11 protein-coding genes are annotated in these 12,406 nt (G+C 40.8%); 3 read left to right on the forward strand and 8 right to left on the reverse strand.

The genetic code is table 11. From position 1 onward, the window contains the following. Window positions 1–25 precede the first annotated feature (25 nt). The 5 genes from GWK51_RS10160 to GWK51_RS10180 all read right to left on the reverse strand — a co-directional run bounded on the left by GWK51_RS10160 (window position 26) and on the right by GWK51_RS10180 (window position 5,896). A complete protein-coding gene (locus GWK51_RS10160; RefSeq protein WP_161933600.1) occupies window positions 26–2,263 on the reverse strand; it encodes a DUF6160 family protein in 2,238 nt (745 codons plus the stop codon). 23 nt (window positions 2,264–2,286) lie between these two features. Beyond that, window positions 2,287–2,904 carry a hypothetical protein gene (locus tag GWK51_RS10165; RefSeq protein WP_161933601.1) on the reverse strand — a complete coding sequence of 206 codons (618 nt, stop codon included), beginning with the start codon at window positions 2,902–2,904 and terminating at the stop codon, window positions 2,287–2,289. Between the two features lie 10 nt (window positions 2,905–2,914). Next, a complete protein-coding gene (locus GWK51_RS10170) occupies window positions 2,915–4,312 on the reverse strand; it encodes a hypothetical protein (protein ID WP_161933602.1) in 1,398 nt (465 codons plus the stop codon). Window positions 4,313–4,604: 292 nt separating this feature from the next. Beyond that, entirely contained in the window at window positions 4,605–5,174 is a 570-nt protein-coding gene (gene dcd, locus GWK51_RS10175; RefSeq protein WP_004814752.1) for a dCTP deaminase, read from the reverse strand. A gap of 128 nt (window positions 5,175–5,302) precedes the next feature. Continuing rightward, complete coding sequence (locus tag GWK51_RS10180; protein WP_100242718.1) at window positions 5,303–5,896, reverse strand: LysE family translocator; 594 nt, start codon at window positions 5,894–5,896, stop codon at window positions 5,303–5,305. A gap of 372 nt (window positions 5,897–6,268) precedes the next feature. Between GWK51_RS10180 and GWK51_RS10185 the strand changes: the two genes are divergently transcribed. Then, complete coding sequence (locus GWK51_RS10185; RefSeq protein WP_161933603.1) at window positions 6,269–6,805, forward strand: DUF2062 domain-containing protein; 537 nt, start codon at window positions 6,269–6,271, stop codon at window positions 6,803–6,805. Window positions 6,806–6,869: 64 nt separating this feature from the next. Here GWK51_RS10185 and apbC read toward each other — a convergent pair whose 3' ends face one another. Then, complete coding sequence (apbC, locus tag GWK51_RS10190) at window positions 6,870–8,123, reverse strand: iron-sulfur cluster carrier protein ApbC (RefSeq protein ID WP_161933604.1); 1,254 nt, start codon at window positions 8,121–8,123, stop codon at window positions 6,870–6,872. 315 nt (window positions 8,124–8,438) lie between these two features. Between apbC and GWK51_RS10195 the strand changes: the two genes are divergently transcribed. Further along, complete coding sequence (locus tag GWK51_RS10195; RefSeq protein WP_161933605.1) at window positions 8,439–8,741, forward strand: hypothetical protein; 303 nt, start codon at window positions 8,439–8,441, stop codon at window positions 8,739–8,741. 48 nt (window positions 8,742–8,789) lie between these two features. On the opposite strand, the gene GWK51_RS10200 is transcribed toward GWK51_RS10195, so the two are convergent. Then, on the reverse strand, window positions 8,790–9,263 hold the full coding sequence (locus GWK51_RS10200) for a hypothetical protein (protein WP_161933606.1): 474 nt from the start codon (window positions 9,261–9,263) through the stop codon (window positions 8,790–8,792). A gap of 408 nt (window positions 9,264–9,671) precedes the next feature. Here GWK51_RS10200 and metG point away from each other — a divergent pair, with 408 nt between their 5' ends. Further along, window positions 9,672–11,732 carry a methionine--tRNA ligase gene (metG, locus tag GWK51_RS10205; protein ID WP_161933607.1) on the forward strand — a complete coding sequence of 687 codons (2,061 nt, stop codon included), beginning with the start codon at window positions 9,672–9,674 and terminating at the stop codon, window positions 11,730–11,732. 59 nt (window positions 11,733–11,791) lie between these two features. Here metG and GWK51_RS10210 read toward each other — a convergent pair whose 3' ends face one another. Beyond that, entirely contained in the window at window positions 11,792–12,403 is a 612-nt protein-coding gene (locus tag GWK51_RS10210) for a Cap15 family cyclic dinucleotide receptor domain-containing protein (protein ID WP_161933608.1), read from the reverse strand. Between the last annotated feature and the right edge of the window lie 3 nt (window positions 12,404–12,406).

Consider the following 12,406-nt stretch of genomic DNA (forward strand, 5'->3'; position numbering starts at 1 on the left):
ACCACTTAAATTCCTTTCATTCTTTTTATCTTGGAGTAATGCCAAAACTGCTGCGTATATTGCCACCTGTAATTACCATTGTGCCTAGATTCTGTGCCCGATCTACTGTTGGGTATAAATTAACATCTGCTTTTAAGACCCCTGCTGCCTGATTAGACGGATTCAAGCGGATGTTATTGTTAAATTTAACCTGATCTTTTTCGACCAAAATTTTCGCATTCAAATCAAGTTCACCTTGAATACGGTCGAATCCAATGGTTGCATTGTCTTGGACATTAGTAAGGTGCAAGTAGTTTTTATTGGTGGTTGCATCTGAAGCATTCAGCTTAATATTGCCTTGAATGGCTAAATGATTATCCGCGGCTGTACCAGGTAAGATCATCAATTGTGCAGAAGAGTCCAAACGCAGTGCGAGCCCGAACAAGACATCATTGCTATTGGTAAAACTATTTGCAGGTACAAAACAGCTAAGATTAGATGTTGCAGCCGTCGCACAACCTGCGGCTTCATAACGGCTACCCGGTAGCTGCCCCAAGGCTATTTCTGCGCCCATCGCAATGACTAACCGCGGCAAGTCCAGTTTGATTCCCGCCTGCTCCATGGCCAATACACCTTGAGTATCCATGAAGAAATCGATATTGCGCAGCCCCGTATAATAATTCACTTCTTCAGCGGTATTAAAACTATTCGGTGCGCCATCAATCAGGATAATGGAAGTTGTTTTGGAACCTGCGGTGTCTCGACCTTGTGTCGACATGGTTAAGCCAAAACCGATTGCTTCAGCATTGTTTGCACCATAAGTGGTGCCATAAATACCTAAATTTGCATTCAAGTTATATATGGGAATCCCCAAACCCCATGTCGCACTTTGGGTGGTAATTTGATGGCTTGCATCATTACTATTATTGGCAATAAATTTTGAATTTCGAGCAATGGCTTGAAAATCCATACCACGTACCGCAATGGCCACGGCATTCTGCGCCTTATTACTTAAGTTATAACGATCGATGCCAGCTTGCTTACCCAATAATTTGGCAATGTTCTGCCCAATTTCAAATTCCAATGATTTGGTTTGCACGGCATTGATATAAATGTCACCAAAGTTAACATAAGCCAAACTATTGTTGTCGACTAAACTGGAGCCATTTTGAGTCCGAATTTGTAACGGCGTTAAATTACCAAATTCTATCGCATAAGAATTTTTACCCGTATGTCCAAGCTCGAATTTGGTTCCTTCAGCTGTAACAACTCCCAATGCATTTTTTTCATCACGAGTAAAACTGGTTTTTACATTGAGATGCAGACCTGTAGAACCTGTCATTTGATTACTGGAAATAGATGAATCTTCCGCGCCACCTAAATTGGTTCGATCTGCATTCACTGAAATTTCTGCATTACGTAAACGCCCAGAAGCACCTAAACGAATAATGGAGTTGAGCTGATCCGTATTGTCATTGGCGGTATAGGATTTGGCATCACTGCCGACATTGGTTTTATATCTAAGATCAATATTAAAACCAGGTCGGGTTTTCCCCGGATTATCCAAATCTTGAACTCGCTCCAATACCACTTCATTGATACTACTGTCCGTAGCATTGGGTGAGCTAGTGGAAAGTACCATGCCTTTATCGGCATCTAAGTATAAATAACCCGTTCCTTTAAAATTAAAGTTAAAGTCTTTTAAAATAAACTGGTTATATTCACTGCCATTTTTGAGCGTATGGAAAATATTGGCATTCTGTAGACCAAATTCAAGGTATGCTTTGTCTTTAGAATTGAAAAGCCCACTTTTGGTTTCTAAGACAAAATTCATCGGTGAGCGATTTTGGAGTGTTAAAGCCCCCAATGTATTCTGACTGGAACAATCCGCTCCGCGTGAAGCATCGCCACATACCGCGACTTTGCCTATATGAATATTTGCTGGATTCACCACTGCCTCTATCCGCATACCTGTTTTATTGGCATTAGTACCTACATCCAGCTTAACGCTCCCTCCAATCTTATTGTTGTCAATTTTATTGACCTCAATATTATTTAAAGACAGGTTTAAATTTCCAGAAGTCCCATTGGCAAAATTAGTATTGTCTTTCCAATTTAGTTGATCAATCGTCACTCGGTCTGTTTCATAGGTCAGGCTAATACCATCCTGTCCAGACACTTTACGCAAACTTTGATCTGAAAGGGCTTCTAAAGCCAATGCCTGCTGTGTCCATACAATACTTGAAGCCAATACACTGAGTTTTATAATTTTATTTGTACTCATTCACCATTCCTTGTGTGATTGAATTAACAACGCGACGTCGAAGAAGAATTACAGCTAAAAAACTTCATGGTTCCAGACATGGCTAGATTGCCGTGCATATTCAAACCTGTGAATCCTGTTTCTAATCCACGGTCAAATACCGACTCATGTGTCGAACTATATGTGGTTTGCTTTAAATATCCTTTTTGTGCATCGCTGCTGCCCGTGTCCTTTTCAATCGCGAGTGCTTCAAAACCAAAATTCCGAATCTGAATTGGATAACCATCCAAAAACGTCAGTTTCATTGCAGTTTTATAGCCTGCACTGGTGGTCACTGTCGTACCATCGAGTTGAAATTTATCAATTGCGACCGTTCCTTGTATTTTCTTAAATACCAGCCAATATAAATTGCCACTGGCATCTTTTCGATTACTGACATTGAAGGCTAAACGGCAAAATTCATTGCTCGCCCCGTTACAAGAATATTCATAAGGCACTTCGCTGGCATTGGTCGGTAATGTGTGGTTGAGTGAAAATGACCAACTCAAGTCAGCACCACCTTGCCCACGTACATCCGACAATTGTGTGCTATCCAACTCGGCCAAACCCGCCCAACTGATTGAAGAACTTAAGCACAGGACAGCTAGAAAAAACGGCTTCATCTATTCCCCCTTACAGCCCAGTGGTGGTAATTTTTAAATGTTGAATCAAAACCCCATCAATGGCAGCAGAACCTAAATTGGTTTTGGTCCCTGTAGGTGTTACAAAACTCACCCCAACCGCATTATTGCTGGTATCGGCTTTTAAAAATTTATTGTTATTGATAAAGCCAACTGTACCAATGGAAATACTACTGTGGGTTGCAGTATTGCCCTGATAAGTTTGTCCCATGCTTATTGCATCACCACAGTATTGAATGTTACAAGTCGAACCTTTATAAGCCGAAGTTGTACCGCTGGCTAAGGCCGTGTAATCCGTGTAAATCTGTTGATAGACATTGGCTTTATTCGGGATGCGGGTCAGCTCAATCACAAAATTCTGACCATCCGCAGCAGTATCCACAATAAGGGGTTGATAAACACTACCCAATACCAAATTGATATTCGGGCTATATAAATACACCCCATCATTGGCATTAAAGTTAGGGGCAGTGGTTTTAGAAATGGCAGGGGTCGTTAAATCATTATTAATATCAGTAGTTAATGCTTCTGCTGTACTGATGCGTAAAGCTTTAGAGCTGTCTTCAGTCGCTGTTGATGGATTATCATTAGTATTCAAGCGAATCAGTGCAGCTAAACCCAGCGTATTATTATAAGAGGTTGGCAATGAAGAACTCGCAGCTCCTCCCAGAGTTTGAAACAGCTTCAGATTGGATCCGTTTAGCGACAGTCCGTTTTCCACCAGTTGTAAGCGCAGACGTTGATCCAAACCATTTAAATTGGCTGGTGCGCCATTTTTTGCATCTACAGGTGCCGCAACCAAAGGATTACGCGCAAAGAAATCACCCCATAAACCTAATTTAATATTGTTGTCAGTTGCCGTATTGGCTGCACCATCTAATACATATGGTGCTTCCAAGGATAAATAGCTAAAGTCTTGTGCAACCCCAGCAAAGTCATACACCACACGGTTGGCAGTCGTGCTGATGGATTTCACACTAAATACCCAAGGATTGGTTTCTTGCCCCCAGTGAAAACCAAGGTTACTAAAGCGGGAGTTTAGATTGTTGTCTGATGCAGATAAGGCTAAACCATACAAAAACACATCTGCTTTTTTGGCACCTGCTGTTTTAGCAGTCTCTGAAAGCGGACCTACAGGTATGAAACGGATAAAGCCCGTATCATAATTTCGGTTCGCTAAACGACTTTGATTCTGTGCAGCCGTCAGACCATCTTCCGCGGTTTGAAATACCATTTTGAAATTTTCAGGCAGAATGGCAATCCCTTCACCTGTCGAATTACTTAGAGCTTGATCTGACAGTGCTTCTAAAGCAAAACTATATGTATAACAAAGACTCAGCATGCTGGTGAGCATTGTTTTACGCAAAATTGTCGTATGCCGATCCGTCATCGCGACCTTCCTTGTTATTTGATGCTCCGCATCATTATTTTGTTCATCCTAGACTTGGTTATGCTTTGTTTTACTGTCAAATGTGACCCTGAGGGAAACATTTCACCAAGACATTTTTAATCCTCATTATGCTGAATAATTACACGATTGCAAAAAAATCTCGGAAAATGTCTGCATTTTCCGATGAATGAAGCATTGATAAATAAGGTGCTGAATGCTTATTTCAGGAAATAAAAAAACCTATTTGTCTGAACAAATAGGTTTTTGGGCTGCTTCAAAATCGAAGGAAAAATTAAGCCTTCGGTAAAGTTACACCTGTTTGACCTTGATACTTACCACCACGGTCTTTATAAGAGGTTTCACACACTTCATCACTTTCAAAGAACAGCATTTGTGCGACGCCTTCACCCGCATAAATACGAGCAGGCAAATTTGTGGTATTGGAAAACTCAAGTGTCACGTGACCTTCCCACTCAGGTTCCAATGGCGTCACGTTCACAATAATACCGCAGCGTGCATAAGTCGATTTACCTAAGCATACCGTGAGGACATTACGCGGAATACGGAAATATTCGACTGTACGTGCTAAAGCAAAAGAGTTTGGCGGAATAATACAAACATCCGACTCGATATCAATAAAGCTTTTTTCATCGAAATGTTTTGGATCGACAATTGCAGAGTGAACATTGGTGAACACTTTAAATTCACGTGCACAGCGAACGTCGTAACCATAACTCGATACGCCATAAGAAATGAGCTTTTCGCCATTCTCATCAAAACGCACCTGATTTTCAGCATACGGTTCAATCATGCCGTGTTTTTCGCTCATTTCGCGAATCCAACGATCAGACTTTATAGCCATTCTTCTATTTCCAAAACTTGAATCAATTCTTGCGCTGTACTTTAACTTAATTCAGCCTTAATGGAAATACGAACGCCCCTGAACACATCATCTTTGCAGATGTGGCAAGGACAAACGCAGCAACATCATTACAGACTCAGAAGTGCAGAATAACTAAGCGGAATAGAAAAACTCACCAAAACAATCGAGGCGGTTTTTTGAAGATTGGACTTGGTCAACCAGCGTACTCGATTGGTTGCCAAAATAGAGCCTATGAAGGTCCAGAAAAAGGCAATCGGAACAAGTAGGATGAGAAAAACCAGCATATGGGCCACATAGGCATCTGCTCTGATCCAAACAATGGCTGGGAAAATTGCTGATGCAAAAAGTAATGCTTTGGGATTTAACAACGTTGCAAGGAACAGTTCACGCGCACGGATGCTCGGCTGAGTAAAGCTCTCTTCAACATCCGCAGTTTTCCAGAGCTTAATTGCCAAAAATAGAATATAAGCAGCACTAAACAGTTTGAGCAAGGTCGGAATTAAGGGGTAATGCCGAGAAACCGTGCCAATAATAACACCCCAAACGGTAATCGAGATGAGATAGCCAAAGGCTTCGGCAGGAATAAGACGAAAAGATTTGCGAATGCCAACTTGAATGCCAGATGATGCAAGCAGTGTATTGGTTGGACCAGGGGTTAATAATAGCGAAACCACCAATCCTATAAAGAACAATGAAACCATACGCTCACCTCACATTTGAGTGAATGCAGCCTAGTTCAATTGATTCAATATAGCAAAAAAATAATTGTAAAGGAAAACCGCTATCTGACTAGCATTTGCACACTAAACAATTATAAATCAAATAATTACAGTAAAAATGTAACACAAAACCTTAAAGTCATTCTGTAAGAATATATTTCACTTTTAACTTGAAATTTGTGTTTTAAATCTCATTAAATATAAGGTAGATTCATGAATAAACGATTTTTTTAAGTTTATTTTCAGTTTTAGGCGTGAAACTTCTGCATATTTCCTTACAGCTGTTAAGGGAATTGAACTATCGTTTCACCCCCAAATCATGCACAATACCCTGTCCTGAAAAGCTGATTTCGCATGGCAAAGAAATTTTTCCAATCTTGGCTTCCCTCTCCCGAAAAAGTCAACCAACTCAAATTTATGCGGATTTTTGGTCAACGCACCTTAAATCCCGTGCTTTGGTACGTCAATCGAAAATCTATTTCTCATGCGGTCTTTATTGGAACGTTCTGGGGCATTTTGCCTGTTCCTTTTCACAGTGTCTTTATTGTTCTGACCGTCTTACTGATTGAAGTCAATTTACCGCTCAGTTTGACGCTGGCATGGTTGTCTAATCCGCTTACCGTTGTACCTATTTTATATCTGGGTTTTTGGCTGGGCAGTAAGATATTCCAAGTCAACATGATTGATAAAGATATGATTTTAGGCGTACTGCATCAAATTTTGAACTGGATTAAAAATTTTGGGCATGGACATATAGACTTGCATCTCGCCAAAATTTTGGTGACTGGACTGGTGCTTGAAGCGTTGTTGGCTGCGCTGCTGCTCTATCTCAGTACTCGGATTATTTGGCGCTGGACTGTCCTGCGTAAATGGAATAAACGCGTGCAATAATACAATCGCCATTTATATAACTATTAAAAAAAGGATGTCTTAAGACATCCTTTTTTCTGTTAATTTAAAAAATACGATTCTTGTCTTTTTCTGCTTTTGTTAACTTCTCTGCAATTTTTTCTGCAATGGCTAAATAGCTTTCCGCAGCAGCATCTCCTGCAATGACCGACGGCTGACCTGCATCTGCATTTTCACGAATTTTTGCATCTAAAGGTAAACGTCCTAAAAGCGGAATGTGATATTGCTCAGACAATTTATCACCGCCACCTGTACCAAAAATTTGTTCTTCGAATCCGCAATTTGAACAGATATGGGTCGACATGTTTTCAATGACGCCCATCACTGGAATCTGTACACGGTTAAACAGCTCAATTCCTTTGGTTGCATCCATGAGTGCCACGTTTTGTGGTGTGGTGACAATAATGGCACCCGTTACAGGAATACGCTGTGCAAGGGTCAATTGAATATCTCCTGTACCCGGTGGCATATCAATCACAAGCACATCCAAATCTGGCCATAAGGTTTGATTGAACAATTGCATCAGCGCACCCGTGGCTTTAGGACCACGCCATGCCACTGGGGTATTGTGATCACCCGTCAAATGCCCAATCGAAAGTACCGCAAGACCATAAGCGTCGAGCGGAACAAAGTTTTCCGCCTCGATCATTGGGGTTTTACCTGCATTGCCTAACATAGTTGGAATACTTGGACCATAAATGTCGGCATCTAGTACACCTACTTTTAATCCCAATTGCTGTAATGCCAACGCCAGATTGACCGTCGTGGTCGATTTACCGACACCACCTTTACCCGAAGACACCAAAATCACATTTTGAATACGTGGATGTTTAGGCACATCACGTTGTTGCGGTGCAGCCTTGGCAATTGGTGGATTATTCGGATCGGTTTCTGTTTCAGTCTGAGCTGGGGCAGCAGCATCCATCACAGGAGGTAAATTGCTTTTTTCATTTTTGGCAGGTGTAGAACAGCTCTCGCCTTGGGCATGGTCATGTCCACAGCCACCCGTCTTGTGTCCAGTCTTTTGCTGAATCACATGCATATTCAGTTCCTGAATGCCACATTTTTCGAGGGCATCTGCCAAATCATCATGGATTTGCTGCAAATGATCGGCTTCTTCAGGATAGGTATTAATGGTGATTTGTAAAACTCGACCTTGTACATTAATTTGCGAGATACGATCTTTTAAGGCGTGATTTGAATTCGGCAAAATGTACTGCTGCAAAACCTGCTGGATTTCTTCTTCTTTCACCTCCTGCGCAGGCGAAAAAACAGATTTAAGTGAAGAAAGCCACGACATACATTTACTCCAAGTCTGGATATACAGCTGAATGGCATAGTTTAACGGTTATTTTCAATCAGGTTAAGCGTTGTACTACGTTGCTTTTTAAATCAGGGGTTAAAAACCAAGTAATTTTGTCAGATTTTAAGCAAAAATCTTTTATAGATACACAAGCCGCTTTTTGATTTCATCAACCCATGCGCTGAGATTGGTCTGAAATAACAAATCTCCTGATGATAGCCACCCTATTTCCGCCTAGATTGGATAGATCACAGCATCAATCACCACTTTTAAAAATTATAAAGTGCTGCTGAATCACACGGGGCATCGCTTATGAAATTACCACTTCTGCTTTTTCTGGGTCTGACATTTTCCCCTGTGCTGAAAGCTGAAACTTTTCAAGCTTCAAGTGTCAAAACGGCTTCAGGCAGCACCATTCAAGTTGGGGACAGCTTTCATGATCTGGTGACGCGCATGGGACAATCACCCAGCTCGATGAGTCTCTATACCTTTACCGAAAATCAGAAACAATACCGAGCCATGCGTTATGTCTATGAAATAGAGGGAAAGCAGTATTTTTTGACGATCGTGGATAACCTCATTCGTCAAATTGAATGGATCAGTCTTGATCCCTGAACTCACTCAACATCCATGCCGAGTGAGCAATGATGACCACAATAAAAATTAAGATTGATCGTGATCATCTTTCTTGAATTTGTTCAGGGTATCGGTTGCCGCTTTTTTCAATTCATCAAACTTTTCAGTCGCTTGAACTTTCAATTCGTCAAATTTAACCGAAGCTTCCTGTTTAAGCTCTGCCGATTTCACCTTGGCTTCATCCAATAGATGGCTGGCTTCTGCTTTTAAATGTTCATAGGTTTCCTGTGCCTGATGCTGTACTTCTGCCCACTTGGCTTTGGCATCTTCAATGGTGCTATCAAACCCTGCATCTTCATCCGCAGCCTGTTGCTCGTCCAGTTTCTGCTTCACATCATCCAGTTTTTGTTCTGCATCTTGTTTCACTTCGGCAGCAGCACTTTTTAAATCCTCAATGGCCTTTTCACCTTCGGCTTGTGCATCTTGTGCGGCTTGTTTCAGGTCATCGCCAAGTTCCGCAGCCTTATCTTTTAATTCATCAATTTTATTTTCAACGGTCATTTTTACACCTTTTTCTGTTATGGCATCTCCCTATAGTTATACCGTGATCTGTATTGAATAAAATACAAAACAGCATATTGAAACAAAGACGCTACAGAATGTTGCGCAGGTGAATTGATCTTCAATCCTTGGCTTTATCTCTGCAAGTCATCTGGCTTACTGCACCCTCAATACCCTGTCATCTGGAGCATCTGAATCCTCTGTTCTTCAAACTTTGTTTCCTATTTTTAAGCTTTAGATGTAGAGATAGAAAAGCCTGAGGTTTTCTTGTTGGCTGTTATTTTTATTTGCCCTTGCGCTAAAGTCTGATGGATTTGCAAAGAATTCACGCAATCCCTTATGCAACTTTGCAGCAACTAAGGTAAAATCAATGCCCTTGCATTAACTACGAATGAGAGAGTTATATCCGTGCGCAATATTTTAGTCACTAACGCCCTTCCATACGCCAATGGTCCGATCCATATGGGTCACCTACTCGGTTATATCCAAGCAGATATCTGGGTTCGCGCCATGCGTGCAATGGGACATGATGTGACTTATGTCTGTGCGGATGATGCTCACGGTACGGCAATCATGTTGCGTGCTGAAGCCAACGGCATTAGCCCAGAACAACAAATTGCCAATGTGCAAAAAGAACACATTCGTGACTTTGACGGTTTTGGTGTGCACTTTGACCACTATGATTCAACCCATAGCGACACCAACCGTGCCCGTGCTTCTGAAATTTATGTCAAAAACCGCGAAGCAGGCAACATTGCAGTTCGCCCAGTTTCACAATTGTTTGATCCTGAAAAAGGCATGTTCCTGTCTGACCGTTTCATTAAAGGCACTTGCCCGAAATGTAAGGCGGAAGATCAATATGGCGATTCATGTGAAGTGTGCGGTACGACTTACAACGCTACTGAATTGTTGAATCCGAAATCGACTTTAAGCGGTGCGACACCAGTCGAGAAATCTTCTGACCACTACTTCTTTAAATTGCCAAACTTTGGTGAATATTTACAGAAGTGGACCCGTGATGAAGGTCGTTTACCTGTTTCCATTGCCAACAAATTAGATGAATGGTTTGAAGCAGGTTTGGCAGATTGGGATATTTCTCGTGATGCGCCTTATTTCGGTTTTGAAATTCCAGATGCACCAAACAAATATTTCTACGTTTGGGTTGATGCCCCGATTGGTTATATGTCAAGTTTTGAAAACTACATTAAAACCAAACGTCCTGAACTCAGCTTTGATGATTTCTGGAAAAAAGATTCTAAAAATGAAGTTTATCACTTCATTGGTAAGGACATTGTTTACTTCCACGCGTTGTTCTGGCCTGCAATGCTTGAAGGTGCCAACTACCGTACCCCATCGGGTTTATTCGTGAATGGTTTCTTGACCGTGAATGGTCAGAAGATGTCGAAATCTCGCGGTACCTTCATTAAAGCTGAAACTTATTTACAGCACTTAAACCCTGAATATTTACGTTACTACTTCGCATCTAAACTTTCGGACAAAGTTGAAGATTCAGACTTGAACCTTGATGACTTCGTACAAAAAGTGAATTCGGACTTGGTCGGTAAAGTAGTAAACATTGCCAGCCGTTGTGCAAAATTCATTAATACCAAGTTTGATAACAAGTTATCTGCAACATGTGCGGAGCCTGAATTGGTACAAAGCTTTATTGATGCAGGCGATTCGATTGCCAAAGCCTATGAAGCTCGCGAATTCTCGACTGCGATTCGTGAAATCATGGCGCTTGCGGATAAAGCCAACCAGTACATTGATGAGAAAAAGCCTTGGGCTTTAGCGAAAATTGAGGGCGAAGAACAGCAAGTTCTCGATGTATGTTCTGTGGGTATTAACCTATTCCGTCAATTGGCGGTGTACTTAGCGCCTGTCCTTCCGACTTTAGCGGCTCAAGTACAAGACTTCTTGAAGTTAGATCGCTTTGACTTTGCATCAGCAAAAACTGCATTAGTGGATCATGAAATTGCATTGTTCCAACCATTAATGCAACGTGTAGACCCTAAAGCGGTTGCTGCAATGGTGGATGCATCTAAAGACTCTTTAGCTGCGCCTGCTGCTGAACCTGTAAAAGCTGAAAAGAAAAAAGAAAAGAAAGCCGAGAAAAAGCCTGAGCCTAAAGTCGGTGAAGCGGAAATTATTGGCATTGAAGACTTTATGAAGGTTGACCTTCGTGTTGCTGAAGTTTTAGAAGCGGCAACGGTTGAAGGTTCGGATAAACTTCTTCAATTGACTTTAAACGTTGGTGAAGCTGAACCGCGTAACGTGTTTAGTGGTATTCGTGAGTTTTACCAACCAGAAGACTTAAAAGGCAAATTGGTGGTGATGGTGGCGAACCTTGCGCCACGTAAGATGCGTTTTGGTATTTCTAACGGGATGGTACTTGCAGCGGGTAATGGCGAAGGTGTTTGGGTAATTTCACCTGAATCTGGCGCTAAAGCTGGTGATAAAGTTTCTTAAGTAGACTATTAATTTTTTATATTAATCAAAGAGCACCCTGCTCTTTGATTAATTTATTTCTAATAAAATGAAATATCTTTATTTATATCAGTACCTTTTTGTACTAAAGAAATCCTTCCCACACTTTTTCTATCAGTAAAATAAGCACCAGATAGCTCTAATGTTTGTGCATTATTAAAATTTATTCTACGAATATCAAAAATTGTCATGCCTGTATAGATACTCCAAGAAGGCGTTTTAGGGATGGATCTATACAAATAGAAAAGTTTTGATGTCCCATGAATATGGGATGGGGTTGCTTCTAGTGTCTCTGATTTAGAAGTTTCAGTATGAATATTAATTTGAGTATTTGAAAGGGTTTGAATAATTGTTGCTCTAACATGGATTTCTAAATTATTTTCAGTTGTAATTTTTCCCTCCCAATGACCATTCAAGTCTGGATATAAACTTTTATTAAACCAACCTATTAAGCCCCATATTAGTCTACTAATTGTACTGTTGCTCAATAAAAAAATTATGAAAAGGCAAACCCAAGGTGCGATTGTAATAAGCCGATAAAATGATATTGGCTTATAAATATAGCTAACTCCATAGTAAATACATAAACTAACAATAATTGTAATAGTTACAATATATTTAATTAATGAGTAAATATTAATTATTTTACCCATATG

The sequence above is a fragment of the Acinetobacter kanungonis genome, from assembly GCF_009939195.1.
In the GTDB taxonomy this organism is placed as follows: Bacteria; Pseudomonadota; Gammaproteobacteria; order Pseudomonadales; family Moraxellaceae; genus Acinetobacter; species Acinetobacter kanungonis.